19 protein-coding genes are annotated in these 26,161 nt (G+C 68.2%); 13 read left to right on the top strand and 6 right to left on the bottom strand.

What is annotated here, in order from left to right:
- Positions 1 to 35: 35 nt before the first annotated feature.
- Together ACFYO1_RS32480 and ACFYO1_RS32475 are read right to left on the bottom strand one after the other, a co-directional pair.
- Entirely contained in the window at positions 36 to 6,581 is a 6,546-nt protein-coding gene (locus tag ACFYO1_RS32480; RefSeq protein ID WP_387239440.1) for an SDR family NAD(P)-dependent oxidoreductase, read from the bottom strand.
- Between the two features lie 133 nt (positions 6,582 to 6,714).
- The gene (locus ACFYO1_RS32475) at positions 6,715 to 8,922 is read right to left on the bottom strand and encodes an aminotransferase class III-fold pyridoxal phosphate-dependent enzyme (RefSeq protein WP_387239437.1); all 2,208 of its coding nucleotides are present in this window, start codon (positions 8,920 to 8,922) and stop codon (positions 6,715 to 6,717) included.
- A 417-nt stretch (positions 8,923 to 9,339) separates the two neighbouring features.
- Between ACFYO1_RS32475 and ACFYO1_RS32470 the strand changes: the two genes are divergently transcribed.
- Positions 9,340 to 11,370, top strand: a complete 2,031-nt coding sequence (locus ACFYO1_RS32470; protein WP_387239434.1) for a LuxR C-terminal-related transcriptional regulator — start codon at positions 9,340 to 9,342, stop codon at positions 11,368 to 11,370.
- Here the strand turns inward: ACFYO1_RS32470 and ACFYO1_RS32465 are convergent, their stop codons facing one another.
- The 3 genes from ACFYO1_RS32465 to ACFYO1_RS32455 all read right to left on the bottom strand — a co-directional run bounded on the left by ACFYO1_RS32465 (position 11,371) and on the right by ACFYO1_RS32455 (position 14,541).
- Positions 11,371 to 12,156, bottom strand: a complete 786-nt coding sequence (locus tag ACFYO1_RS32465; protein ID WP_387239431.1) for a BTAD domain-containing putative transcriptional regulator — start codon at positions 12,154 to 12,156, stop codon at positions 11,371 to 11,373.
- A gap of 75 nt (positions 12,157 to 12,231) precedes the next feature.
- Positions 12,232 to 12,969, bottom strand: a complete 738-nt coding sequence (locus ACFYO1_RS32460; protein ID WP_387239429.1) for a hypothetical protein — start codon at positions 12,967 to 12,969, stop codon at positions 12,232 to 12,234.
- Positions 12,970 to 12,984: 15 nt separating this feature from the next.
- Positions 12,985 to 14,541 (bottom strand): molybdopterin-dependent oxidoreductase, encoded by a 1,557-nt coding sequence (locus tag ACFYO1_RS32455; protein WP_387239426.1) that lies wholly within the window; start codon positions 14,539 to 14,541, stop codon positions 12,985 to 12,987.
- Between the two features lie 161 nt (positions 14,542 to 14,702).
- On the opposite strand from ACFYO1_RS32455, the gene ACFYO1_RS32450 reads away from it, so the two are divergent.
- From ACFYO1_RS32450 to ACFYO1_RS32415, 8 genes are all read left to right on the top strand, one after another.
- Entirely contained in the window at positions 14,703 to 15,128 is a 426-nt protein-coding gene (locus ACFYO1_RS32450; protein ID WP_387239423.1) for a hypothetical protein, read from the top strand.
- 63 nt (positions 15,129 to 15,191) lie between these two features.
- Positions 15,192 to 15,809, top strand: a complete 618-nt coding sequence (locus tag ACFYO1_RS32445) for a hypothetical protein (RefSeq protein ID WP_387239420.1) — start codon at positions 15,192 to 15,194, stop codon at positions 15,807 to 15,809.
- A complete protein-coding gene (locus ACFYO1_RS32440; RefSeq protein ID WP_387239417.1) occupies positions 15,806 to 16,831 on the top strand; it encodes a hypothetical protein in 1,026 nt (341 codons plus the stop codon). The genes ACFYO1_RS32445 and ACFYO1_RS32440 overlap by 4 nt, the downstream gene beginning before the upstream one ends.
- Positions 16,828 to 17,718, top strand: coding sequence for a diiron oxygenase (locus ACFYO1_RS32435; RefSeq protein WP_387239414.1), 891 nt, complete (start codon positions 16,828 to 16,830; stop codon positions 17,716 to 17,718). Before ACFYO1_RS32440 ends, ACFYO1_RS32435 begins: the two co-directional genes overlap by 4 nt.
- Positions 17,715 to 17,963 (top strand): hypothetical protein, encoded by a 249-nt coding sequence (locus tag ACFYO1_RS32430; RefSeq protein ID WP_387239411.1) that lies wholly within the window; start codon positions 17,715 to 17,717, stop codon positions 17,961 to 17,963. Before ACFYO1_RS32435 ends, ACFYO1_RS32430 begins: the two co-directional genes overlap by 4 nt.
- Entirely contained in the window at positions 17,947 to 18,816 is an 870-nt protein-coding gene (locus tag ACFYO1_RS32425) for a hypothetical protein (protein WP_387239408.1), read from the top strand. The genes ACFYO1_RS32430 and ACFYO1_RS32425 overlap by 17 nt, the downstream gene beginning before the upstream one ends.
- Positions 18,813 to 19,067, top strand: coding sequence for an acyl carrier protein (locus ACFYO1_RS32420; RefSeq protein WP_387239405.1), 255 nt, complete (start codon positions 18,813 to 18,815; stop codon positions 19,065 to 19,067). The genes ACFYO1_RS32425 and ACFYO1_RS32420 overlap by 4 nt, the downstream gene beginning before the upstream one ends.
- Entirely contained in the window at positions 19,064 to 19,906 is an 843-nt protein-coding gene (locus ACFYO1_RS32415) for an SDR family NAD(P)-dependent oxidoreductase (RefSeq protein ID WP_387239403.1), read from the top strand. Before ACFYO1_RS32420 ends, ACFYO1_RS32415 begins: the two co-directional genes overlap by 4 nt.
- Positions 19,907 to 19,910: 4 nt before the next feature.
- Here ACFYO1_RS32415 and ACFYO1_RS32410 read toward each other — a convergent pair whose 3' ends face one another.
- Positions 19,911 to 21,116 carry a sensor histidine kinase gene (locus ACFYO1_RS32410; protein WP_387241643.1) on the bottom strand — a complete coding sequence of 402 codons (1,206 nt, stop codon included), beginning with the start codon at positions 21,114 to 21,116 and terminating at the stop codon, positions 19,911 to 19,913.
- A gap of 226 nt (positions 21,117 to 21,342) precedes the next feature.
- Between ACFYO1_RS32410 and ACFYO1_RS32405 the strand changes: the two genes are divergently transcribed.
- From ACFYO1_RS32405 to murJ, 4 genes are all read left to right on the top strand, one after another.
- Positions 21,343 to 22,041 (top strand): ABC transporter ATP-binding protein, encoded by a 699-nt coding sequence (locus ACFYO1_RS32405; RefSeq protein ID WP_387241640.1) that lies wholly within the window; start codon positions 21,343 to 21,345, stop codon positions 22,039 to 22,041.
- Positions 22,041 to 24,533, top strand: a complete 2,493-nt coding sequence (locus ACFYO1_RS32400; RefSeq protein WP_387239400.1) for an FtsX-like permease family protein — start codon at positions 22,041 to 22,043, stop codon at positions 24,531 to 24,533. Before ACFYO1_RS32405 ends, ACFYO1_RS32400 begins: the two co-directional genes overlap by 1 nt.
- A 94-nt stretch (positions 24,534 to 24,627) precedes the next feature.
- Positions 24,628 to 24,978, top strand: coding sequence for a lipid II flippase MurJ (locus tag ACFYO1_RS32395; RefSeq protein WP_387241637.1), 351 nt, complete (start codon positions 24,628 to 24,630; stop codon positions 24,976 to 24,978).
- A gap of 17 nt (positions 24,979 to 24,995) precedes the next feature.
- Entirely contained in the window at positions 24,996 to 26,135 is a 1,140-nt protein-coding gene (murJ, locus tag ACFYO1_RS32390) for a murein biosynthesis integral membrane protein MurJ (RefSeq protein WP_387239397.1), read from the top strand.
- The last annotated feature ends 26 nt before the right edge of the window (positions 26,136 to 26,161 follow it).

Below are 26,161 nucleotides of genomic sequence, written 5' to 3'. Positions count from 1 at the left end.
TCTGCAACTAGGGCGATCAGCGGACTGCGCGAGAATCAGTGCGGTCCACCGGAATCGACCAGCGGATCGGTTTGATCGATGAAATCGAAGATCGCGTCATCGTCGGCGCCGGTGAGATCCGCGTCGGCGGCCTCCGGCGCGCGGGCGCGAATCCGGCGTGCGAGATCGTCCAGCCGGGCCGCCAACGCGTCCTGATCCGACGGCGCCAGCTCGGCGAATGTCCATGCGGCGGTGAGCGAATCGACCTGGTCGAGCAGCCGCGCCGCCGGGTTGTCGGCCGGCGCGATCTCCTCGGTGAGGTAACGGGCCAGCGCCATCGAGGTCGGATAGTCGAACACCACCGTCGTCGGCAACTTCACCCCGGCCGAGGATTGCAGCCGGTTGCGGAACTCCACCGCGCCGAGCGAATCGAAGCCCAACTCCATGAACGCGGTATCGGGCGGGACCGCGTCGCTGGACTCGTGGCCGAGTACCGCCGCGGCGTGGGCGCGGATGGCCTCCAAGACGATTCGCTGCTGCTCGCCCCGGCTCAGCCCGAGCAGACTCGCCACCAGCTTCGACGACTCCACCGAACCGCCGTCGGCCACCCGGCGCGCGGATCGCAGCAGGCCGCGCAGCAGCGGCGGGATGTCCTCGATATCGCCGCCCTGTTTACGCAACGTCGCCACGTCGATCCGCGCGGGCACGATCAGCGTCTGGCCCGACCGCAACGCGGCGTCGAACAGCGCCATCCCGTCCGCGTCGGAGATTCCGGCGAAACCGCCGCGGCGCATCCGATCCCGGTCCGCGTCCTGCATGTGACCGGTCATGCCGGTCGCGCGCGACCAGAAGCCCCAGACCATCGACGTGGCAGGCAAACCCAGTACCCGGCGATGCTGGGCGAGGGCGTCCAGTACCGCGTTCGCCGCCGCGTAGTTGGATTGTCCAGGGGCGCCGAGCACTCCGGCGATCGAGGAATACAGCACGAACGCCGCCAGCGGCAGTTCGCGCGTCGCCTCGTGCAGGTGCCAGGCGGCATCCACCTTGGGGCCGAACACTTTCGCCACCGACTCCGGGGTCTGCGCGGTGAACAAGGCATCGTCCAGGACACCGGCCGCATGGACCACCGCCGTCAGCGGATGCTCCGCGTCGATGCCGGAGATCAACCGGTCCACCGCGGCCCGGTCGGTGACATCGCAGGCCACCACGTCGACGGCGGCGCCCGACTCCGACAGCTCGGCGACCAGCTCCGCCGCGCCCTCGGCCGCGAGACCACGCCGGCTGGTCAATACCAGATGCCGAACACCGTGAGCCGCGACCAGATGCCTGGCCAGCACGCCGCCCAGGCCACCGGTGCCACCGGTCACCAGCACCGACCCGTTCGGATCCAGCCTGCGCGGCATGGTCAGCACGTTCTTGCCGATGTGCCGTGCCTGACTCAGGAATCGCAATGCCTCCGGCGCCCGGCGCACGTCCCACTCCGTCACCGGAACCGGCCGCAGCACACCGGATTCGAACAGGCGGACCAGCTCGACCATGATCTCGTGCAACCGCTCCGGCCCCACCGCGGGCAACATGAACTGCCGATAGTCGACCCCCGGATACCGGTCCGCGATATCGCCGGGTTCGCGAACGTCGGTGACGCCCATCTCGATGAAGCGACCGCCCCGGGGCAGCAGCCGCAACGAGGCGTCGACCTTGTCCCCGGCCAGGGAATCCAGCACCACATCCACGCCCCGCCCCTCGGTGGCGCCGAGGAACTTCGCCTCGAAGTCGAGACTGCGGGTGTCGCTGATCCGCCCATCCTCGAAACCCATGTCCCGGAGCACATTCCACTTGGGCAGGCTGGCGGTGACATACAGCTCCAGCCCGAGGTGCCGCGCCAGCTGCACGGCGGCCATGCCGACGCCGCCGGTCGCGGAGTGCACCAGCAACGATTGACCGGCCCGCACCTCGGCCAGATCCACCAGCGCGTGATACGCGGTGGCGAACACCACCGGCACCGAAGCCGCCTCGGCGAAGGACCAGCCCGCCGGCATCCGCGTGACGACCCGCTGATCGGCGATCACCGTCGCGCCGATGCCGGGGAACATGCCCATCACCCGGTCGCCGACGGCCAGATCGGTGACGTCCGGCCCGATCTCGATCACCACGCCCGCACCTTCGCCGCCGACCGGTGTGTCCTGGATCGGATACATGCCGAGGACGATCAGCACGTCGCGGAAGTTCATCCCGGCCGCGCGCAACTCGATCCGCACCTGCCCCGGCGCGAGTGCCGTTCCCGCCGTGCGGTTCTCGCCCGCGAGCAGGTTGTCGCCGTGCAGCGTCCCGCGGCCACGGGTGACCATCTGCCAGTCACCGCGGTCGATCAGATCCGGGGCACCGAGGGTGTCCGCTCCGGCGCGGACCAGCCGCGGGGCGGACGCCGCGCCGCCGCGCAGCGCGAGTTGGGGCTCCTCGCCGATGCCCAGCGCGGTGGTCACCGCGTCCCGGTAGCCGGCCGGGTCGTCGACATCGATGAGCATGATGCGGCCGGGGTTCTCGTTCTGCGCACTCCGCAGCAGACCCCAGACGGCCGCACCGGCGAAGTCCGTGATGTCTTCCATGCCGTGCACCGGCACCGCCCCGGAGGTCACCGCGACGATGGGTGCCGTCGACTGCGGGTCGGCCAGGAGATCCCGTATCCGGTTGAGCAGCTCCACAGTTCGGGTCCGGATCGGCGCGGCCACCTCCGGCCCGGCGCCCACGCCGGCGAAGCAGCGGATCACCGTGTGCGCGCGCTCCGCTACGACGCAGCGCTCCGCTACGGCCGCGCCGTTGCCGGATCCGTTGCCGTGCAACGACTGCCACGTCGCGGCCGGCATATCGTCCGCCGGCGCCACCGGCACCCAATTCAGGCCGAACAACGCATCGTCGACCATCGGGCCCCGCACGGCGCCCAATGACTCGAGCGACATCGAGCGGGTGGTCAAAGACGCCACCCGCGCGACCATCCCGCCCGCCGGATCGGCCAGCGTCAACGCGATCGAATCCGGTCCGTTCGCTACCAGTTTCACGCGCAGCGAGGACGCGCCGACGGCTTCCAGCGCGACGCCCTCCCAGGAGAACGGCAACCGCACCTCCCCCGCCACGCCGGCTGTCGCGGTCACGATCACCGCGTGCAACGCAGCGTCCAGCAGGGCCGGATGCAGGCCGAACCGCTCCGCCTCACCCCGGGCCGATTCGGGCAGGGCCACCTCGGCGAAGATCGAATCTCCGCGCCGCCACACCGCTTTCAAGCCCTGGAACACCGGACCGTACCGGTAGCCGAGCGTCGCCAGACCCGCGTAGACCTCGCCGATATCGCCCAGTTCCACCGCCACCGCACCGGCCGGCGGCCAGGTGCCGAATTCGTCGTCGTCCAGTGCTTCGTCGCCGTCGGCCCGCAACACACCCACCGCGTGCGACGTCCACGAACCGGCAGCCTCCTCACTGGCCACCTGGGGACGCGAATACACCGACACCGACCGATCACCGGACTCCTGCGCGCCGCCGGCCACGACCTGCAATTCGACCGCTCCGGATTCCGGAATCACCAACGGCGACTGGAGAATCAGCTCACCCAGCACCGGCGCGTCGACCAATTCCCCGACATGCAAGGCCAATTCGACCAGCGCGGCCCCCGGCAGCAGCACCGAGCCACCGACCCGGTGATCCGCCAGCCATCGATGCGACTGCAACGACAGCCGCCCCGACAGGATCAGCCCGCCGCCGTCCGCCGGGGTGAGGGCCGCGCCGAGCAGCGGATGCTGCGCGGCCTGAAGCCCGGCGGCGGTGACGTTGGCATCGCCGGCCGGCTCGAGCCAGTAGTATTTCCGGTCGAACGCATAGGTGGGCAACGTGATTCGACGGGCACCGGTACCGGCGAACAGGACAGACCAGTCCACCGGAGCACCCCGCACATACGCCTGCGCGACACTGACCAGGAATCGGTCGAGCCCGCCGTCGTCGCGGCGCAACGAGCCGGTGACCAGCACATCGCCGTGATCGTCGACCCCGTCGAGGAACTGCTCCACGCCGACCGAGAGCACCGGATGCGGCCCGCACTCGACGAAGCCGCGATACCCGAGCTCGTAGGCGGTGTGCACCGCCTTGTCGAACCGCACCGGCTCACGCAGATTCCGGAACCAGTAGTCGAGGTCGAGGCCGCCGGTGTCCACCGGATCGCCGGAGACCGCGGAGATGAACTCCGTCGCCGTGCTCACGGGCTGCACCGCGTCCATGGATTCGACCAGCGCGGTGTGGATCAGATCGATCTGGGCCGAGTGCGACGCGTAGTTCACCGCGATGCGGCGGGCCGAAATCCCCTCCGTCACAAGCTCGGCCAGTATCTCGTCGATGGCAGCGACCTCTCCCGAGACCACCGTCGCCGCCGGGCCGTTCACCGCCGCGACGCTCAATCGCTCACCCCACGGGGTGATTCGCTCGCGCGCCTTCGCCAGTTCCAACGGGACCGAGATCATCGCACCGGTCCCGGCGATATCGGTCAATGCCCGGCTGCGCTGCACGATCAACCGCGCCGCATCCCGCAGCGGCAGCCCACCGGCGACATAGGCGGCGGCGATCTCGCCTTGCGAATGACCGATCACGCCGTCCGGTTCGACGCCCAATGAACGCCATACCGCCGCCAACGACACCATCACCGCGAACAGCACCGGCGGCACCACGTCGATCCGCTGGAGATCCGGCGCCCCCGGCACGCCGTCGAGTACGTCCAGCAGCGACCAGTCCACCAGCTCCGCGAAATACTGCGCGCAGCGGCGCAATTCGGCCTCGAACACCGGCGAGGACGCCAGCATCCCGGCCGCCATCCCCGCCCACTGCGTTCCTTGACCGGGGAACAGGAACACCGTCTTCGCACCGGCGTCGGCCCGCCCTCGAACCACTCCCGGCGCGTCCCGGCCCTCGGCCAACGCGGTCAGACCGGCCACCAGTTCGGCCTTGTCCCGCCCCACGATCACCGCACGATGCTCGAACACCGCACGCGACAGCAACGACCACCCGACGTCCACGGCATCCAGGTCCGGATCGCGCCGCACGAAGTCCAGCAGCTTCGCTGCCTGCCCGGTCAATGCCTGATCGCTCTTTGCCGACACCACCCAGGGCACTGCGGCCGGGACGGAGCGATCGAACGCGGGCGCCGCCGCGGCGCTCGCCTCCTGCGGCGGCTCCTCGACGATCACGTGCGAATTGGTGCCGCTGATCCCGAAGGAGGACACTGCGCCGCGGCGCGGGCGATCGGCGCGCGGCCGCCACGGCTGCGCCTCGGTCAGCAGCCGCACCTGCCCCGACGACCAATCCACGTGTGGCGTAGGCGCATCCACGTGCAGGGTCGGCGGCGCGACGTCGTGACGCATGGCCTCGACCAGCTTGATGATTCCGGCGACGCCGGCGGCGGCCTGCGTGTGGCCCATGTTCGACTTGATCGACCCCAGCCAGAGTGGTTGTCCCGCTGGGCGATTCTGACCGTAGGTGGCCAGCAGGGCTTGCGCCTCGATCGGATCGCCGAGCACGGTACCCGTGCCGTGCGCCTCGACCACGTCGACCTCGTGCGCGGCCACGCCGGCGTTGGCCAGGGCCTGCCGGATGACCCGCTGCTGGGAGACCCCGTTCGGCGCGGTCAGCCCGTTCGAGGTGCCGTCCTGATTGACCGCCGACCCGCGCACCACCGCCCACACCGGATGACCGTGCCGCCGCGCGTCCGAGAGTCGTTCCAGCAGCAGGGTGCCGACGCCCTCGCTCCAGGTCGTTCCGTCCGCCGCCGCCGCGAACGACTTGCTCCGCCCGTCCGGCGCCAGCGCGCGCTGCAACGAGAACCCGACGAACGGCACCGGCGAGGCCATCATGGTCACCCCGATCGCCAGCGCCAGCGAACATTCGCCGGAGCGCAGCGACTGCGTCGCGTGATGCACCGCGACCAAGGACGACGAGCAGGCCGTATCCAAGGTCACCGCCGGACCCTGCAACCCCAGCGCATACGCCACCCGGCCGGACGCGACGCTGGCCTCCTGCCCGGTCATCAAGAACGGGAGCACGCCGTCCAATTCCTCGCGTCCGCCCTCCATCGTCAGCGGCCCGTAGAAGTCGGACATCATGCCCAGATAGACGCCGGTATCGCTGCCCCGCAGACTGGTCGGGTCGATGCCGGCGTATTCGATCGCCTCCCACACCGACTCCAGCGCGGTCCGCTGCCGCGGATCCATCGCCAGCGCCTCCCTGGGGCTGATCCCGAAAAACGCGGCATCGAATTTCGTCGCGTCGTGCACGAATCCGCCCACCCGCACATAGGACTTGCCCTCTCGCCCGGGATTGTCCGGGTCGTACAGCCCGTCCACATCCCAGCCGCGATCGGTCGGCCACTCCGAAATCAGATCCCGGCCCTCGGCCACCGCCGCCCACAAACTCTCCGGCGATTCGATCCCGCCCGGATAACGACAGGCCATGCCCACGATCGCGATCGGCTCGTGCGCCCGGAACTCCACATCGTCGAGGCGCTGCTGGGTATCCTGCAACTCGAGAATCGCCTTTTTCAGATAGGCGCGGAGTTCGTTTTCGTTTGCCATCGGAACAACCTCTGTCGTTGGGCGATCGTGGGACGCGGTCGGCGCATCGAACCCCTCCGCCCGCCGCCGGAACCCGCAGTTGCGGTTTATGCTGCCAAAACGTTGAAATAGCCGAAACCCCTAGGGCGGCCCCCTATTTCGCCTTTCGGTCGCCGAGCCTTTCCCGGACCGAGACGAGGATCGTGGCCGTTTCCAGCGCGGCGAAATGCAGAGCCGAGGTCACCATCGTGCGCAGGAATCTCAGCCGATTCAGTTGTGCGAGATAGCGTCCCGTTTCGTCGAGCGCGCGAATGAGTTCGGCGTCGTGTCCGCCCGCCGTGCACGGCAGCACGCGCATGCCGAGCAGGATCACTCCGCATCGCGTCGCGAGAATTCTGGAGATGAGCACATCGAAGTAGTCCTCCAGATATCGGCGCAGCGGCCCGAATATCCGCGGCGGCCGCCGCACGAACAACTTGCCGAACAGTCCGACCCGCCGATATCCGGTGAACATCGGCGAGCGAGATGCGTTGGCCAGCATCGACTCCAAGGCCTGGACGAGTTCGGCTCCCGACGCTCGGCCGTCGACCTCCTCCAGCGCGGCCAGCGCCAATCCGGCCCCGAAATCGCTGCGATAGTGCGACCGCAGCCAGCTCGCCATGGCCGGGGCCGACGCGATCATGTCGTCCAGCACCCGCGCCGAGACCATCGTCGCGCCGATCGGTACGAGGCTGTCGCTCAAGCCTTTCGACACCGCGATCAGGTCAGCGGGTAAGCCATGTGCCGCACTGGCGAGGAAGTGGCCGGGATCGCCGCGCCAGAAACCGGAGAAGATCTCGTCGTAACCGACCAGGTAGCCCGACGACTCGCGCGCCTGCGCGATCTCGTCCAGCACCGCCTCCGGTATCTCCAGACAGTCCGCGCCGAACACCGCCTCCATCCAGACCAGCGCGATATCTGTGCGGCGCAGGGTCGTACGCAACATCGCCAGATCGTCCATCGGCACCTCGACGATCTGCACCGGATACGGCCGGAACGGGTGATGGTCGAGTTCGCGCAGGAACGGACTGGTCCGGCTCACCGCGATCGACATCGGCCCCTTGCCGGAGTAGTTGCCGTGCAGCGTGACCACCGTGCCGCGGCCGGGTCGCGCGCTCAGCGCGGTGAGGATCGCGTTGTCGACCGCGCTCGCCCCGCTGATCGAGGGCAGCATGACCGGCAGCCCGGTCAGTGCGGCGAGTTTCTTTTCCAGCAGCTCGGTTTCGCGTCCGGTGCCGCCGATCGAGGCGATGACGTCGGGCGATTGCATATTGTGCCCGCGGAATGCCGGGCCGGCGCCGGAGGCCAGGTCGACGTAGCGCCGGTCGCCGGAGATATAGCTGACGCCGTCGGCTTTGTCGAAGGTCAGGTTGACACCGCCGATGTCGATATTGCGGGTCTGCCATGAATTGGCGTGCATCCGCAGCCGGGCTCGCCGCACGATCGGCTGATGCCGGATCCGGTCGACTACCGCCGCGGCGCGGTGATCGAGCGGGCACCGCTCGGTCAAGGTGTCGCACAACATCTCCACGGCGATGCCGTTGCCGCCGAAGGTCGAGATGTGCGCGATGCTGTCGGCCAGGTTGTTCCAGAGGCCGAACGCCGAGCGGGTGAACGACACTGTTCCACAAGGGATCTGGCCCTTCACGCAGACCTCGCCGAAGAACACGATGTCGCGGTCGGGCGGCGTGGCGCAGATCTGGGCGAACGCCGCCTCGTCGCGCAGCGCACCGTAGGCGACAACGCTTTTGCGCCCGGCGAGCACGTCCCGCACCCGGATCCGCTCCCGATCGTCGAGACCGTCGCAGACGACGAGGTAGGCACTCCACGAATCCGCCGCGCGCAGAGCGAAACTCGATACGTCGGCGACGATCTGCATGCCGTCGTCCACCAACGACCGCAGGCCGGGCACGGCATGACCGGACGCGTGCGCGATGGTTCCGGTCAAGTCCAATGCCAGAATTCGACAGGACGTCCCCGACTGTGTGCGATTGGTTCGGTTGCGCACATACTTCAATACGGTGCCGACCGCGTCGACTCCCGAATTGACGAATACCGAATGCCATTGTGTTCCGGTTTTACCGCCACGGCTCAGAATTCGATGCAGCAGATAACCGGCGACGGCGCCGTCGATCGGGATATAGGCGCTGGCGAGCACCATATTCGGCGCTTTGGCCGCCACCCTTTTGGCCAGCATCGCGCGCGCCGCCCACTGGTCTTCGGCCAGCGCGGACCGGGGGAAGTCGCGGGCGCGGTTGTCGTCCGGGTCGAGGTGCCCGCCCGGCTCGTCCCGGGCACTGGAATCTGCTGCGCCTGTGTGCATCCACCCACGATCGCCTGCCGGGCAGCGAGCAGAAACCCCTAGGCGATCCCCTATCGCGGCTCCGGCGCGACGCCACGCCCGGTAATCCCGTGTCATAATAGCCACGCCGGGTAATTGCGGAGTAATCGCGAACCCGGGCCGTCGATCCCTCGTCCAAGTTATGCGCCGCCTAGCCGGACAGGACCACCGCTCGTTCATTTTGCGGGTCGTATGACAGGGTCTTGCTAATTCCCGCGCAGAGTGGACCGCAATCTTGACAACGTCGTCACGGGTGCGATGCACTGTTTGACGCAAGATTGGGTGGGGGAATGCTAGCCGATCAACGTCGACCACGTTCCCGCATTGGCGTGCGGAGAGCCCCTCACCCTTTTCACGCGGGGCGATCGGCGCGGCACGCTGGAGGCACAAGTGAGTCGAATGCATTCCACACAACATCCGAATTGCCCGGCCGGGGTGGCGCGTTCGAATGGCATGCCGCCCTTGCCGATCGGCGATGGTGAGGTGTGGCGGATCGCGCAGGCGATGGCCGTGCTCGACGAGGCCGCGACGCCGGAACGGGTCGCCGCGCTGGTCGAGGCGGACGAGTCCGCGGTGCGGTCCACGCTCGGCCGGCTGTCCGCCGCCGGACTGGTCGACGCTGCGGCGGCCAGGTTTCAGCAAGCCGATTTCCGCGACCGCGTCCTGCGGCACACGCCGGTCGACGCGCGCAAGCGCCTGTTCCATCGAGCCGCCGGTTTGCTCCAGCGGGGCAAGGGGTCCGCGCGCACCGTGGCCGGGCTGCTGCTCGGCGCCGGCTACGCGCGCTACCCATGGGCCTCGGCGGTACTGCTCGCCGCCGCCGACGACGCGATGTTGCAGAACCAGATCTATCGCGCGGTTCAATGCCTCACCCTCGCCTATCGCGCAAGCTTGCACGCCGCCGACCGGGCCGATATCTCCGGGCGGCTGTTGTCGATCGAATGGCAGGTGAACCCGTCGCCCGCCACCAGAAGCTATGTGCGCACCACGGTTGCCGCGCGGGCCGGGCTGCTCAACTGGCGCATGCTGCCGTTCCTGGTCCGCTACGAACTGTGGCACGGCCAGGTCGACGACGCGCAGGTGGCCCTGGACGCGCTCGAGCGCTCGTCCGGCACCGACTCGAACTCCGACGAGGTCGCCTTCCTCTACGCGTGGCTGGCCTACACCCATCCCGAGGTCCCGACCCACGGCCCGCGCGACCTCGAACCGGCCCAGGAGGCCGGGGCCGATGCCGCGTCGGCGGATCGGCAGGCCGCGACGGTGTTGTCCGCCATCACCGCGCGAGAACCCATCGGGCAGATCGCGATTGCCGCGCAGGAGCTGCTGACCGAGCATCGGTTGAACCCGGCGACCGTCGAACCGCTCGCCACCGCGATCGCCGGACTCGTGCACGCCGAACGCCTCGATCTCGCGCAGACCTGGTGCGATGTGTTGCTGGCCGAGGCGAACGCCCGGTCCGCGCCGACCTGGCAGTCCGTGTTCGCCGGCCTGCGCGCCGAGGTGTCGCTGCGCCGCGGCGACCTGACCGCGGCCGAGCACTATGCGCAGCGCGCGTTGAATCAGGTGTCGGCCAAGAACCTCGGCACCTGGGTCGGGAGTCCGGTGGCCACGCTGATCCGTGCGCTCACCGCGGCCGGACGTTATCGCGAGGCGCAGGCGCAGCTCGACCGAGCGGTGCCGTTGCCGATGTTCGCGTCCCGGTTCGGGCTGCGCTACCTGCATGCTCGGGGTCATCTCTATGTGGCGACGCACCGGTTCTACGACGCCCTCGAGGATTTCCGCACCTGCGGTGAACTCATGCAGCGCTGGCAGATCGACCTGCCCGTCGTGGTGCCGTGGCGCAACGACATGGCCGAGGCCTATCTGGCCATGGGCGACAAGGACAATGCGCGGACCTACGCACGAATGCAGCTCGCCGAGTTGGGCCGGGCCGGCGCGCACCGGACCGGCGGCGTCTCCTTGCGGATACTCGCGGCGACCAGCAGACCCGACGAAGGACTGGCGCTGCTGCGCGAGTCCGAGGCAATCGCGCGAGCACACGACGATCAGCTCGAAATCGCCCGGGTACTCCAGGATCTCGCCGAGGCGTATCAGCGCGCGGGTCAGGCGGATCGATCCCGCGCGCTGCACCGCAACGCGGACCGCCTGTCCCGGCGATGTGGCGCGAAAGCGCTGGCGGGCAATGCCACCGCCGCCGAACAGCCCGTACTGATCCGTTCGTCGGCCGAGATCCGATCCGCGTTGAGCCCGGCCGAGTTGCGGGTGGCGACGCTCGCGGCGGACGGCGAACGCAATCGGGATATCGCCGAGCAGCTCGGCATCACCACGAGCACCGTCGAACAGCACCTCACCCGGGTGTTCCGAAAGTTGAAGGTGGGCAGCCGATCCGAGTTGCGCTTCGCTATGCGCGCGGACGAGTTGCTCGGCTGATCAGGTGTGCAGCGCGGGCCGGTCGGGATCCGACTGGAGGGATCGGTCGTGCCGCAAGATCAGTTCGTGGACGCGTCGCAGATCGTGTCCCGGCTCGACGCCGGACCCGTCCACCAAGGAATTGCGCACTCGCTGAAAGACATCCAGCGCGTCGAGCTGGCGGCCCGAGCGATAGAGCGCGAGCATATAGAGCCGGTGCAGGCTTTCCCGGCGGGGTTGGGCCGCGGTGAGCCGCTCGAGTTCGGCGGTGAGTTCCCGGTGCCGCCCGCAGGCCAGCTCGCTCTCGAGGCAGACCTCGTAGGCGCCGAGTCGCTCGTCCTCGATGGCGGCCAGCTCGGACCAGCACTGCGCCGGATCGACCACGTCCGCCAGCGCGGGGCCGCGCCACAGGCCCAATCCCTGTCTGAGCAAGTCGATTCCGCGTTCGGTCGCGCCGCCGTTCAGTTCCTGACGGCCCTGCCGGACCAGCCGGCGGAAGCGGAACAGATCGATGGCATCGTCGTCGACGCGGAAGACGTATCCGGGTGGCTGGGTGGCCAGCTTCACCGCACGGCCACGGGGCGAGACCATGGTCCGGCGGATCGACCAGATCGAGTTGTGCACCATCTTGCGCGCCGTGGACGGCGGATCGTCGCGCCACAGCACCCGGATCAGCTGCGAAATGGGCACCACCTGATTGGCGTTCAGCAACAGGTATCCGAGGACCGCGCGCTGGGTGGTGCCGCCCAGCTCTACCGGCGCCCCGTTCGCGGTGACCGTCAATGTCCCGAGAACCGAGAATTCCATTGGGCCTCAACCCTCCCCAATCCCGGACCGCATCCTATCAATTCTCACCCGCGTGGCTGTCTCGAATCCGCCGAACTAGGCCGTCGGACTGTCGACTATGTCGCGCGTGGCGACAAGACCGTTCAGTTCCCATTCTTCCCACCAGCCGGCCCGCAGCTTTCCGGAGAACAGCTGATCGCCGCTCGCGCAAAGCAGTTGATTCGCATACTTTCCCGTCGACCAGGGCTGACACCAGGTGAGCACGAGATGGCCGAGCAACTGGTCCGACGGACGGGACCGCCCACGATGATCCGTCTCGCACAGCGCCGCCGAAACCTGATCCGGCAGCCGAACATAGATGTCGGGCAGGGATTCCCGCGCGACCGTCCGGGAAATCGCCGCGCGGATGGCGTCGTCCAGCGCGGCCCGCGTCGCCCCCGCCGCCGCGGTCGAAAAGCCTTGGGATTGCAGCACTGCGACGGCGACCCCCACCAAGCCCGGACCTTCGTGGTCGTTGCGCGGACCAGCCACCGCGGGAATTGGTGACAATGTTCCCGACCATTGTCCGACCGTTCTCGGTATGGCGGCACAACATTCAGCCGGCGCAGCGGGAAATATCGGGTCGTCACCGTTTCGATCGGTGACGTATATCTGCGGCGTACCGGCCAGTCCGCCACGCCCGTCGCCCTGCACCCCGTCCCCGTCGACCTTGAAGAACGAGGTCCACAGGTATGGCCGCGGCGCGCCCGGCCGGTCCGGTCGAGCACCGATCGCGTACAGCAAGTTGGTCCATTTGAGCTCACCGAGCGTGATCGTCACAACTTGCCTCGGCATATGCCATCCACTCCCTTACTCGAAACCCTTGTCCGAGGACGGATTCGGCCTGTGCTCGGTGACACCGAGCCAGCTGGCGGGTACGCGCGTCACATACCTCGCCCTGGTCAGCATTTCGTCGGTCCAGGTCGACAACCCGCGCCGCAGTGGGGAATCGGCCGCCCCGACGTCGACCCGCACGGTCTGATATCCGCCGAACCCCGCCGGGAACGCCGATCGAGTCCGCGATTCCTGCCCGTCGCAGCGCACCCGGATCCGATGCCGGCCGGGCGTCGCAGACCAGCGGAAGCGCCACTGCCGCCAAGCCGCAGGCGCCAGTTCAGCGGCGAGTTCGGCTGCGGCCCATGGCTCGTCGTCGATCGACACCTCGACCGAGCGCACCCCCGCCGGCGGATTCCAGGCGACTCCGGCGACGATCGTCTCCCCCACCGGCAACGCGGCGAACCGCACCGGGACGTCGATCTGCGAACCGGGCCGGACCCAGCCGGTCGACGGCCAGCCGCGCTGGGCCCAATAGTCCGGGGCGTCGGCGAAGCGCGTAACCTCCAGCCGCTCCAGCCATTTCACATTCGCCCACTGCCCGTACGAGCCGGGCGTCAGCAGCCTTACCGGAAAGCCGTTTTCGATGCGCAGCGGCTGACCGTTGAGGCCGACAGCGAGGATCGATCGGTCGCGCGCGGTATCGAGCGGCACACCGGAGGTGAGCGCGTCGGCGGTGACCGAGTGCGCCAGCAATTGATCCGCTCCGGGCGAAACCCCTACCCGCGCAAGCAGATCGGCCACCGGAACGCCGAGCCAACGGCCGGTGCTCACCCGCGGGCCGCCGATGTGGTTGTGCACGCAGACCATGGTCGAGTAGACCTCGACCATGGGCATGGCCAGCAGATCGTCGTAGGTCAGCTCGAGTTCGTGGTCGACCTCGCCGGTAAGCCGCAGCCGCCAATCCGGCAGCGCGACGCGCGGCATGTCGATCGCGATATGCACCACATAGAAGTCCTCGATCGGTGTGATCAGCGGCCGCACACCGGGGATCCCGAACTCCATATCGGCACGCGGCGCCGGCAGCGTGGCCGGTTGCCGCAGCTTGATCTCGGCCCGCTCGATCGCCGGCGGTCTGCGCGCCGCGGCGATCGCGAGAGCGGCGCCACCCGCCAGAAGGGCGGCGGTGCGCACGCCGCGCCGGCGGAGTGCGAACTGCGTGAGCACTCCCGCGGCGGTGCCGGCCGCGGCGGGCAGCGTGGCCCACGACGGCGCACCCGGCCGGGCCAGACTGCCCAGCGCGCCGATGACACCGGTGATGCCGAGCAGGCCCGTGCCGACGGCACCGACCCGGGGCACGGCGAGCCCGGCGGCGGCGCCGTTGCCGAGGATGCCGCCGATCAAGCCCACGCCGAGTAGATGCTTCGCGTATCCGCCCAGCAGGGTGAGCGCGGCGTCGGACATCGGCGCGGAGGATCGGTCGACGGCGGCGCGCTGCACGGCCGACAACGGGGAGCCGAGCCCGGGCATTGCCCGCGCGACGAGTTCGGTCACCGCCAATTGCACAGCGGCCGCGGCGATGCCGGAAGACACCTGGTCTCCCCTACTATCGGCCCGGACATCCGTCACGAATTGCTCCCGCAGCGAGTGGCGCTTTTCAACTTCGTGCCATTAACCCAAAAGGTGCCGGCCGTCGAAACCCCTAGTGACGATAAGGGTGTCCGGCTCGGCAGGCGGATACCTACACTGTGCCGATGATCCTGGGGACAGATACGAAAGTAATGCTGCTGGTGGCCGGGCTGATCTTTCTCTGGGCATTGCTGCTCGGCGCCTGGAAATACCGGCAGATCGTGGTATCGCCGAAACACGAGGCGCATCCGTATGTCAGCATCGCGCACCGGGCCGCGCTGCTGTACTCCTTCGCCGTGCTGCTGATCGCGGTATTCGTCGAGCTCAGCGACTGGCCGACCGCGGTGAATCTGATCGCCGCGGCGGTGTTGCTGCCCTACTTCGTCATCGCCATCACGACCTATGTCTGGCACGGCTGGCGGCAGGACACCGATAATCAGCTGCGTAATCCGGTGCGCGGTACGGGGGTGTACATGATCACTTTGATCATCGGCGAGATCGGCGGATTCATCGTATTGCTGGCGGGTTTCGTGCACGGCCAGTTTGTGTAGCGGCGCACCCTTATGCCGCGCTAGGGGTACCGGCACCGGCGCGGGAGTTGATTAATTGGCCGTATGAACAGCAGCACCGGGGTGCAGCGCTTGCCGCTGCGGCAAGCGTGGCCCGCGGCCAGGTTGCTCGCCGACGCGTTTCTCGCCGATCCGGTGATGACCGCGGTATGGCCGCGGGCGCGCCGGCACCGACTGCTCGTGCTGCGGTCGTTCTTCATCATCGAGATGCTGATCGCCTACGGCCGTGACGGACTGGTGTACGGCGGGTACGAGGGTGATCGGCTGGTCGGGGTCGTCCTCGCCTTCCTGGACGGCGAACGCGGCTTTCCGTGGTGGACCTGGGCGCCGCGAGTGCTGCCCGGCCTGATCGCCGGTCCGTTCTCGGCATTACGGGCACTGCGGGCGTACAACGACTTCAGCGGCCTGCAACCGCCGCAGGCGCATGTGCACTTCTGGCAGATCGGCGCGGAGGAGGGGACGCGCGGCGTCGGGATGATGCTGATGCGCACCGTGCTCGATCGGCACGTCGACAACGAGGGGCGCTCGGCGTACCTCGAGGCGAGCGCGCCTCTACTCGCCCAGCTGTACGCCCTCGTCGGGTTCGAGCCGCGCGAACGCTGCCAACTACCCAGCGGTGACGTGCTGACCACGATGTGGCGTCCCGCCCGGGAGGCCGCGTGACCCAGCAGGCGACCGACCGGCTCTTCGACACCCTCGCCGGCTTCTTCCCGATACCGGCCGCCTTCCGGCAAGCCGATACGGATGCGGTCGCGGCGCGGCAGCTCCTCGGCTGCGACGACGACACCCTTGCCGAATTGGTGCGCCGCGGCTTGCCCGCGACGCGCGACGGTGCGCGGTTGCGATTCGATCAGCGCGACCTGTTCAATCTCGCGCTGCACACCGGATCCGGACGCACCCCACCGGAATTGGCGTTCCGCTACGCGTTGCGGTGGATGTCGCTGCCGACGGACGAACTGACCTGCGCCCGGACCTGGACCTTCACCGCCGACGTCGGCTGCCGCACGCCGCGGTATTGCGACGGCGATCCGGGATCCGCGCTAGCCGTGCCGGCCCCCCAGCTCTACGGCGGTGCGATCCGGCTGCCCGAGCCCATCGATACCGACGCGGCCGGACGTTTGCGCTCGCACGGCGAGAAGCTGCATTTCCAGGCCGAGATCCGGGTGGACGGCGAATTCACCGAGATCCGGTCGGCACAGGTGCGCGACATCTATGCCGGTTTTCTCGCGCGCTCGTTGCGGTGGAGCAAATTGCCCGCCGCGATCCAGGCCGATGTCGACACCCTGCTGCCCCGCGGGATCGCCACCTGCGTCACCGCGAGCCTCTATCTGGAAAGGCGGTGCCACGCAGCGGGTTTGACCGCTCGCACGCGACGCGGCTGGGTGCTCGGCATGTTGGACCTGGTGCACGCCTGGGTCGAGGTCGTGGATACCGACGGCACGATCAAGATTCTCGATCCGATCTTCGGCCTGTTCTCCTCGATGTTGCCCGACAGCAATCCGCTGCTCGACCGCCCCGATATCAGCGCGCGCACCAATCGGCTGCTGCCGACGGCACTTTCGGCGGCACAGCCGCTGGCCACGCACGGTTGCCGCGGCACGGTTTCGGAGCCGTCCGTCGCGGCCGTCATCCTGCCCGTTTCGCCGGACTCGGCACCGGCCGATCTTCGAAGGGAGAAACAATGACCGCGGCACCCGCGCTCAACGACACCGACGAGAAGCTCCGCGAGACACTCGACCGGCTCTGCATGATGTCCGAGCGGGACTACTACGATCCCTACAAGGTGTTCAAGTGGCCGAAATCGCTGCCGGAGCAAACCTTTTGGATGAGCCCGGAGCTGATGTCGGTGCACGGCACCGACGTCGCCGATGAACTCGGCATCGAGCAGCTGCACCGCCTGAGCAAGTGGGAGAGCATCAACTTCTACAGCCTCAACGTGCACGGCATCCGGGAACTGCTCAACGAGATCATCGGACGGATCCACACCCGCGGCTTCGAGATGGCCTCGGAATACATGCACCACATCGTCGGCGAAGAGAACGAGCACATGTGGTTCTTCGCCACCTTCTGCCTGAAGTACGGCGGAAAGATCTACGCGGACAAGCAGCTTCGCTGGAACAACGCCGATCAGGCCGAGGCGGCGAACTTCCTGGTGTTCGCGCGGCTGTGGATCTTCGAGGAGATCGTCGACTACTTCAACGCGAAGATGGGCGTCGACCAGCGACTGCACGAAACCATCAAGCAGGTCAACGCGATCCACCACCACGACGAGTCCCGGCACATCGCGTTCGGCAGGCAGATCGTCGGTCACCTGTACACGAAGCTGGCAAGCGCGCTGCCCGCCGAACAGCTGCTCGAGCTGGAGCGCCACCTCAAGGACTACATGCGGGCCTCGGTGGACTCGCTGGCCAGCCCGGCGGCCTACCGCGACGCGGGCATCCCGGACCCGTACGCCGCGCGCCGCCGGGTGCTCGAATCGCCTCGGTGGCAGCAGTTCACGACGAGCGTGCTGCGGCGGCCGACCGACTACCTGGTCAAGTCGGGAATCTTCACCGAGGGGGCCGCGGCATGACCGTCGGCAGCGGCGTCGAGTTCGTCGTCGGCTTCCTGCGGGAACGAAGGCCGGATCTCGTCGACATCGATCCCGATCTGGATCTGATCGACAACCGGATCATCAGCTCGCTCATGTTCGTGGAATTCCTGTACCGCCTGGAAGAGGCGACCGGCCGGGAGATCACCCTGGACAGCGTCTCCCCCAACGACTTTCGCACCGTCAACCGGATCAAGGCGAGGTTCTTCGATGACTCGACCAGATAGCCCGACCCACGCGCCGTTCGCGGTGCGCGCGGGCCTTGCCACGCTGGAGGACGACGCGGTCGCCCTCCGCTGCGCGCTCGACGCCACGTTCGAGGGCTGGGCGCTCCAGGCCGGCGCCGCACGGCAGCTGTTTCCGCCGCTGATCGCGGTGGCGGAGCTGGCCGGTCTCGACTACTTCCGCAACTTCCCGCACCTGGCGGTGCTCGCAACAGGTCTGCGGGACACCGAAACCCAGCAGCGCTACGCCGAATCGACGCTCATCGATGAGGTGCCGGGCAGCGATCTGCGCCCGGCGCAGTACGCGCTGCCCTCGGCCGCCTGCTTCAACGTGTATCTGGCGCTGCGGGATTCGACCATCGAGCAGGACCGGCGGATCACCACGGTGTCCTCCTGTTTCCGCCGGGAGCAGGAATATCACGAACGGCGGCTACTCGGCTTCACCATGCGTGAGGTCGTCTGCGTCGGCGCCAACGAGGCGGTGATCGAGCATGTACAGACGTTCAAGAAGACCGTGCTCGCCTTCGCCGACGCGATCGGGCTCCCGCTCGAAGTCGAGGCGTCCAGCGATCCGTTCTTCGAGGCGTCGGGGCCGCGGAAGCTGATGCAGCAACTGTTTCCGGTCAAGGAGGAGTTCGTCTACACCGGCGGCGGCGGGCCGGTCGCGATCGGTTCGATCAACTTCCATCGCAACTTCTTCGGCGAGCGATGCGCGATCACGCTGGGCGACGGCTCGTTCGCGTTCTCCGGTTGCGCCGCGTTCGGCCTCGAGCGATGGCTCTCCGTGCTGCTCGAGCAATTCGGCGCTTCGGCGCTCGATCGGGTCATCGAAGCGAAAGCGGGTCTGTGGCAATGACATCGGATTCGGACACCGCGACCGTGGCCCGCCGGGTACGCATGGTACTCGGCTCCGTGCTGCAGGTGGCGGAGGCAGACTTGCCGGACGAGCCGGCCACGCACAACCTGCGGCGGTGGGACTCGCTGCACCACATGATGTTGATGCTGGCGCTGGAAGGCGAGTTCGGCCTGCGGATCGAGCCGGAGGCCACGCCGTCGCTCACCTCCGCCGCCGCGATCGAGGCGCACATCAACGGCCGGGCGGGATGAGACACCCGCCGGTGTGGGCGCTGCGCCCGCCGAGGTCGCTGCATCGGCCGGGGCGGGCGGCGGAGACCGACGAAACCGTTGCGGGAAAACGGATTCTGCTCACCGGTGCGTCGTCGGGCATCGGCCGCGCGGCGGCGGTGCGGCTGGCCGCGGCGGGCGCGCGGCTGATTCTGGTCGCCCGGCGCGCGGACGAACTGGAGGCCGTGTGCGCGGAAATCGCCGCGGCGGGCGGCTCCGCGGAATACCGCTGCTGCGATCTGTCGAATACCGGCGACGTGGACCGTTTGGCCGAGTGGATTCGGCCCCGGCATTCGCCCATCGACGTACTGGTGAACAATGCGGGACGGTCGATTCGGCGACCGCTGACCGATTCGCTGGACCGATTCCACGACTTCGAACGCACCGTGGCGCTGAACTATCTAGGACCGGTGCGGCTGACGCTCGCCTTACTGCCCGCGATGCTCGAACACGGATCGGGTCATATCGTGAACGTCGGCACCGCCACCAGCGCGGCCGATACCGCGCCGAACTTCGCCGCCTATTTCGGCTCGAAGTCCGCACTCGCCGCGTTCAGCCGGACCGCGAACGCCGAACTCGCCGGCACCGGGATCGCGGTCACCTCGGTGAACTATCCGTTCGTCCGCACCGCAATGATCGCGCCGACCGCAAGCTACGCCGACCTGCCGGTGCTGACCGCCGCGGAAGCGGCGGAATGGATCGTGACCGCCATCCGGAAACGTCCGGTGCGAATCGAACCGCGTTATGCGCGGTCCTTGCGCGTACTCGGCGCCTTCGCCCCGCGAACCGTAGACAAAATCGTCCGGCGCTCCGGCGTCTGACCACTCACGTCATCCCCTGGAACGGCCGGAGCATATCCCCCGGATCGGTGCCCTTCGGCAACTCCGCCCGCACCAGCCAGCCGTCGTCGCCGGGACCGACCTGCAATCGGCCGCCGAGCAATTCGGCCCGCTGCCGCATACTCCGCAAGCCGGCGCCGCCGCGCGCACGACTCGTCAGACACTGCGGCGCGTCGTTGACCACCACCAGGGTGGCCGTCGAATCGGTGATGCGCAGATCGATCATCGCGGTCGAGCTCGGAGCGTGTTTGGCGATATTGGCCAGCGATTCCTGGGTGATCCGATACAGCGCGAGGCCGGTTACGGCGGACACCGAACGCCAATCCCCTTGCACCGCGTACTTCACCTGGATTCCGCCCCGGACGAATTCGGCGACCAGTTCGCCGATATCGATGACATCGGGTTCGGGGATGACGGTCATCGGCTCCACCTCGAGCAGGCGAATGGTGCGCCGGATATCCGACATCGACTGCCTGCCGAGCCGCTCGGTGTCGGTCATCGCGTCGACCGCCCCGTCGATGTCGCGGTCCTGCATCAGCGCCTGCCGCACCCCCGCCAGTTTCATCATGGTCAGGCTCAGCGATTGCGCGATGACGTCGTGTACCTCGCGGGCGACCCGCTGCCGTTCCTCGCTGGCCGCCTGCTCGATCTTCTGCTCCTGCAGCGCCTGTTCGTTTTCCTGCAAGCGCTGTTGCAGCTGCACGATGAAACCGGCGAAACAGCCCAGCACGAGAGCCGTGATGTATTGCGGCAGTGCGCCATAGAGATGGCCGGTGGTGTCGGCCACTTCGAGCGTGACCCCGCAGGCGAACGCCACGAGAATGGTGGGCGCCACCCGGGAAATCGCGGCGACTTCGCCGACCAGAATCACCAGGATGAACGGGGCGAGATCGGATTCGACCGGGGCCGACCACAGCAGCAATGCGGTGCCGCCGATCATTGTCAGCGCCAAGGAAATCGGTCTGGGCGGCAATCCGAAGGCGGCGAACAGCAGGGACGGAACGAGCGCGATGACGCCGGCCAGAATTGGCAGGCCCGGCGGAATCAGCGCGTTCCGCTGCTCCACCGCGACGAGCACGACGACGAACACCAATGCGGCGGTTACCACGACGACCGCGGGCGAATACCCATAGGGCAACGAGGTAATTCTGCGGCGCGCGAGCTCTTTCCAAGCGTGATACAGCGTCCGCATTAGTCTCACCCGGTCAGCGTAGATCCGCCCAGGCCGTTTGTGCATCGTGCCATGAGCGGCCTTTCGTCTCCACCCACGGTATGACAAGAACTTGGCGGGTGGAACCATGTCGCCGCGACGACCTACCCCGTACCCTGAATAGTATGGCTTGGAACGAATTTCGCGCGGGCCGGCGGGGGTCGCCACGACACCCGGACAGCAGGCGCTTACCGGCCCGGACAGTCCGATGCTGGAACTGAGCGAGGTTACTAAGCAATACCGGGTGGGCGGCCAATCCGTGCGGGCGCTCGACGGGATCAGCATGACGATCGGCGGCGGCCAGTTCGTCTCGATTGTCGGACCGTCCGGTGCGGGAAAGAGCACGCTGCTGCATCTGCTCGGCGCGCTGGATACTCCGGATTCCGGGTCGATTCTGTTCCAGGGCACAGAAATCGCCGATCTCGGCGACGAGGCGCAGTCCGAGTTCCGCAGGCACCGGGTCGGTTTCGTATTCCAATTCTTCAATCTGCTGCCGACCATGTCGGCGTGGGAAAACGTGGCCGTGCCGAAGCTGCTCGACGGGGCGCGGATGGCCAAGGCGAAACCGGACGCGCTGCGACTGCTCGAACTGGTCGGGCTCGGCGACCGGGCCGAGCATCGGCCCGCCGAGCTGTCCGGCGGTCAGATGCAGCGGGTGGCGGTCGCCCGGGCGCTGATCATGGACCCGCCGCTGATCCTGGCCGACGAGCCGACCGGCAACCTGGATTCCAAGACCGGCGAGGCGATCCTGGCGCTGCTCACCACCATCGCGCACGAGAAGTCCCGCGCGGTGGTCATGGTGACGCACAATACCGACGCGGCCGCCGCGACCGATCGGGTGATCACGCTGCGCGACGGCAAGCTCGGCTCGGACGAGCCGACCTATTCCGCCGAGGTGCCGGGTTAATGGCTGCCGCGTGGGATCGCTTGCGCGTGTTCAATATTCGCGACGATCTGCGTCACGTGGGGCGCACGCTGATGTCGCTCGCGGTGGTGGCGGTATCGGCCGCGCTGCTGGTCGCGGTGCTGAGCATCACCGGATCGGTGACCGGCTCGTTGCAGCGGATCACCCAAAGCCTGGGCGGCAACGCCGATCTCGAGGTGTCCGGCATCTCCGACGCGGGGTTCGACGACTCGTTGCGGGCGCAGATCGCGGCGGTCCCCGGTGTCGACGCCGCGGTGCCGATGGTGCGCGCGCAGATCGGCTCGGGGTCCGACCGGATCCTGCTCCTCGGCGTGGACGCGAGCATCGGCACGTTGCGGAGCGATCTGCAACAGACGGTCCGGGATCAGATCGGCGCGAAGCTGCTCACCGTGCCCAGCGGGGTCGCGGTGGGTCCCGCGCTCGGGCGTGCGGAGGGATCGTCGTTCGACTTCGGTGCGGCGAGAGTGACTGTCGCGGCGGTGCTTTCCGGCGAGGTGGCCCAACGGCTCAACGGTGGACAGTTCGTCATCGCACCGCTGCCGCTCGCGCAGCGCGCCGCCGGACGGCCGGGCCGTCTCGACTCGGTCCTGGTGACCACCGCACCGGGTACATCGCTCGACCAGGTGCGCAACGGTATCGGCAACACGGTTGCCGGGCGCGCGATCGTCGCCGATCCGAGCTTTCGCGCGGCGCAGTCCAGCGGGGTGATCTCGCTGTTGCGCGCGACCACGCTGCTGTCCGCCTCGGTCTCGCTCGTGGTGGCCGGATTCCTCGTCTACATCGCGATGAGCATGGCGATAAGCCAACGCCGCCCGGTGATTTCGATGCTGCGCGCGATCGGCGGCAAACGCCGGGTGATCATTCGCGATCTGCTGGCCGAGGCGGCGGTGGTCGGCCTCCTCGGCGGATCGATCGGCGCGGTGCTCGGCATCTTCGCGGGACGGGCCGCGATCGATCAGTTGCCGTCGGCGATCGTCCAATCCATCGACACGCGAACGGAATTCCTGCTGCCCGGCTACGCCGTCCCGGTGGGGATCCTCGCCTGCCTGCTGGCGAGCACGCTGGCGGCGGGGATAGCCGCGCGGCAGGTGTACAAGGTGGCTCCGATCGAAGCGCTGTCGCCGGTCGGCGTCTCCCGGTCCGATGTACCGAGCCGCGCGTTGCAGGTGATCGCCGCGCTGGTGGCCTTGTTCGGCGGCGCCGGGGCGGTGGCGATGGCGGTGACGGATCTGGGCCGGCTGTCCATCGCCTCCGTCGGCCTGCTGGCCGCCGCGTCGATCAGCCTGTGCTTCGTGTTCACCGGACCCATTGTGCGAGTGGCGGTTTCGGTCGCGCGAAGATTCGGTCCGCCGGGCGCGCTCGGTGCGACGACGATCGAACGCGCACCGCGGCGGGCTTGGGCGACGCTGATGACCGTCTCGATCGCTGTCGTGTCGATCGTGGCGCTCACCGGCACGAACAAGGACGTGGTGGAGGCGGCGTCCACCTCGTGGGCCGGGCTCGCCGACACCGACTTCTACGTGAGTTCGACTACGCCGGACGTGATTCCGACCGCGCCCATCCTGCCTGCCGACGTCGAGGCGAAGGTGGCCGCGGTGCCGGGGGTGCGGCAGGTGATCCCGGGGCAGATCACGTTCGCGACGCTCGGCACTCAGCGGGTGATGATCTACGGCTGCGTGCCGGGGACACCCAACGAGATCTACAAGTCGCTGAGCGACAGTCTGCGGGATCAGCTGCTGGCCGGCGACGGGGTGGTGCTGTCCCGGGATATCGCCCGGTCACTGCAGGTCGACGCCGGTGATTCGGTGCAGCTGCCGACGCCGAGCGGCCCGCGCCAGGTCCGGGTGCTCGACGTGGTGCCGTACTTCTCGGCGCTCAGCGGCGCGGTGGTGATGCACCTGGATCAGTTGCGGGAGTGGTTCGGACGGCCGGGATCGACGAACTTGGCCGTCGATCTCGCCCCGGGCGCGGATCGGGACGCGGTGCTGGCGGCGATCCGGCAGGTTACGCCGCCGGACGCGTACGTGTACACCGCGCAGGACGCGGTGCACGGCGTGAGTTCCTCGGTGGAACAGGCGACGGCACTCTCGCGCGGCATCACCTGGATCGTCACCGGCGTCGCGGCCATCGCCCTGTTGAACACGCTCATGCTGTCGGTGCTGGAACGCCGGCGGGAGCTGGGCGTGCTGCGTGCGATCGGCTCCAGCCGCCGCTTCACGCTGCGGATGGTACTCGCCGAGGCGGCCGGCATCGGCCTGGTCGGCGGCGCGATCGGGTTGCTGACGGGCACGGTGACGCAGTATCTGAGCGCGCCGGCGATGTCGCACGTCCTCACCGTCGACGTTACCCCGCACCCGAACCCGATGACCCTGGTCTATGCCGCCGCCGCAACGCTGTTGAGCCTCGTCGGCGCGATCCCGCCTGCCGTCCGCGCGGCCCGGCTCGACATTGTCGAGGCCTTGGCGGTCGACTGATCCCGCCCTACCCGGAGTAGCCGCTGGCATCATGGCGGGAACTGTTCAGGGGGCCGGGCATCCGAGCTGCCACCCGCTAACGCGAGTGAGGACCATGACCGACTACGGCAATTTACCCACCCAGCCACTACCGCTGGGGACGAGGACTCCGGAAGCGCCGCGGTGGAAGGGAGTTCAACCAAGGTCCGCGCGAGGAGCGCTGGCCCGGGCCGGTGGTCAGGTCGCGCTGGCCGGTGTGGTGAGCCGGCTGACCGGGTTCACCCGGACCATCGTGCTCGCGGCGCTGCTCGGCACGGCCGCGGTCGGCGACGCCTACACCGGGGCGAACAACCTGCCGAACATGGTCTACGAACTGCTGCTCGGCAGCGTGTTCGCCAGCGCCGTGGTGCCGCTGCTGACCCGGGCGCGGAGGCACGGGCGCAAGCACTCTTCTACTATGGCGTAACCGTTTTGCTGACGGCCGTGCTCAACGTTCGGGACAGCTTCGCCGCGGCGGCTTGGGCGCCAGTGGTCAACAACGTGATCGTGCTGGCGACGTGCGGGATCTTCGCGCTGCTGCCCGGCCCGGTCACGCTGACACCCGCCTCGATGACGACCGCGCAGGTGCTCACGATCGGTATCGGCACCACGACGGGAATCGCCGGGCAGGCCGTGTGGGTGATTTTCGCGTTGCGCCGCAACGGTTTCCAATGGAAATGGCGTGTTCGGCCGGTGCCGTACACCTGGCGTCCGGTGCGCGCGGGCATGCCGGTGCTCGGCTGGATTCTGACCTATGCGGCGATCAGCCAGGTTGGCGTCGGGGTGACGATGCGAGTCGCGTTCTCCCACCATGGAGTATCCATCTACACCTATGCCGACCTGCTGTTCCAGGTGCCGTACGGCATCCTCGCGGCCTCGCTGCTGACGGTGTTGATGCCGCGCATCTCCCGGTCTGCGGCGGCGGGTGACCAGGACGCGGTGATCGCCGACCTCGGCCGTGGCGCACGCTATCTGACCGTCGCACTCGTTCCGATGACCATGGCCATGGGTCTGCTCGGGCCGGTGCTGGCCGCCGTTGTGTTCACCGGCCGCGTCGACGCGCAGGCCGCCGGATTGATCGGCACGGCCATCGCGTCCTCGGCCTTCGGCCTGGCCCCGTTCGCGCTGGTCATGTTGCAGATGCGAGTCTTCTACGCGAACAACAACACTCGCACGCCGACACTCATCAACATCGCCATGGTGGCCACGAAGGTCGCGGTGGTCGCGTTCTCCGTCAACGTCTTTCCCGATCACGCTGTCGTGGTGATGCTCAGCGTCGCGGGCTCGCTGTCCTACGTGGTGGGCGCGATCATGGGGCACGTGCTGCTGCGACGGCGCTATGGCCTGCTCGGATTCTCCGCTGTCGCACTGACATTCACGCGGGTCATCTGGGCGAGCGCCACCGCGGGGTGGGCCTGCCTGGCGATCATGGTCGTCGCCCGCCACACCGTGCCCGATCCGCGCGTCGAGCACGTCGTCACCCTCGCTGCCGGGACACTGATCGGGGTCACGGCATTCCTGCTGGCCGCCAAGGCAATCGGAATACCGGAGGTGCGCAATGCCCGCGCGCTGCTGGCCGCCTGACGGAGTGGCCGGCGGCCGATCGATTC

The organism is Nocardia sp. NPDC006044 (assembly GCF_042871115.1).
Classification (GTDB): Bacteria; Actinomycetota; Actinomycetes; order Mycobacteriales; family Mycobacteriaceae; genus Nocardia.
This window is presented reverse-complemented; position numbering and strand designations above follow the sequence as displayed.

Bases quoted from the DNA above. Each gene is read 5' to 3' on its own strand.
- ACFYO1_RS32475 (WP_387239437.1), bottom strand. From the start codon at position 8,922: ATGCACACAGGCGCAGCAGATTCCAGTGCCCGGGACGAGCCGGGCGGG.
- ACFYO1_RS32465 (WP_387239431.1), bottom strand. From the start codon at position 12,156: ATGGAATTCTCGGTTCTCGGGACATTGACGGTCACCGCGAACGGGGCG.
- ACFYO1_RS32425 (WP_387239408.1), top strand. From the start codon at position 17,947: ATGACTCGACCAGATAGCCCGACCCACGCGCCGTTCGCGGTGCGCGCG.
- ACFYO1_RS32470 (WP_387239434.1), top strand. From the start codon at position 9,340: ATGCATTCCACACAACATCCGAATTGCCCGGCCGGGGTGGCGCGTTCG.
- ACFYO1_RS32450 (WP_387239423.1), top strand. From the start codon at position 14,703: ATGATCCTGGGGACAGATACGAAAGTAATGCTGCTGGTGGCCGGGCTG.
- ACFYO1_RS32395 (WP_387241637.1), top strand. From the start codon at position 24,628: ATGACCGACTACGGCAATTTACCCACCCAGCCACTACCGCTGGGGACG.
- ACFYO1_RS32435 (WP_387239414.1), top strand. From the start codon at position 16,828: ATGACCGCGGCACCCGCGCTCAACGACACCGACGAGAAGCTCCGCGAG.
- ACFYO1_RS32445 (WP_387239420.1), top strand. From the start codon at position 15,192: ATGAACAGCAGCACCGGGGTGCAGCGCTTGCCGCTGCGGCAAGCGTGG.
- ACFYO1_RS32415 (WP_387239403.1), top strand. From the start codon at position 19,064: ATGAGACACCCGCCGGTGTGGGCGCTGCGCCCGCCGAGGTCGCTGCAT.
- ACFYO1_RS32410 (WP_387241643.1), bottom strand. From the start codon at position 21,116: ATGCGGACGCTGTATCACGCTTGGAAAGAGCTCGCGCGCCGCAGAATT.
- ACFYO1_RS32420 (WP_387239405.1), top strand. From the start codon at position 18,813: ATGACATCGGATTCGGACACCGCGACCGTGGCCCGCCGGGTACGCATG.
- ACFYO1_RS32480 (WP_387239440.1), bottom strand. From the start codon at position 6,581: ATGGCAAACGAAAACGAACTCCGCGCCTATCTGAAAAAGGCGATTCTC.
- ACFYO1_RS32400 (WP_387239400.1), top strand. From the start codon at position 22,041: ATGGCTGCCGCGTGGGATCGCTTGCGCGTGTTCAATATTCGCGACGAT.
- ACFYO1_RS32460 (WP_387239429.1), bottom strand. From the start codon at position 12,969: ATGCCGAGGCAAGTTGTGACGATCACGCTCGGTGAGCTCAAATGGACC.
- ACFYO1_RS32430 (WP_387239411.1), top strand. From the start codon at position 17,715: ATGACCGTCGGCAGCGGCGTCGAGTTCGTCGTCGGCTTCCTGCGGGAA.
- ACFYO1_RS32405 (WP_387241640.1), top strand. From the start codon at position 21,343: ATGCTGGAACTGAGCGAGGTTACTAAGCAATACCGGGTGGGCGGCCAA.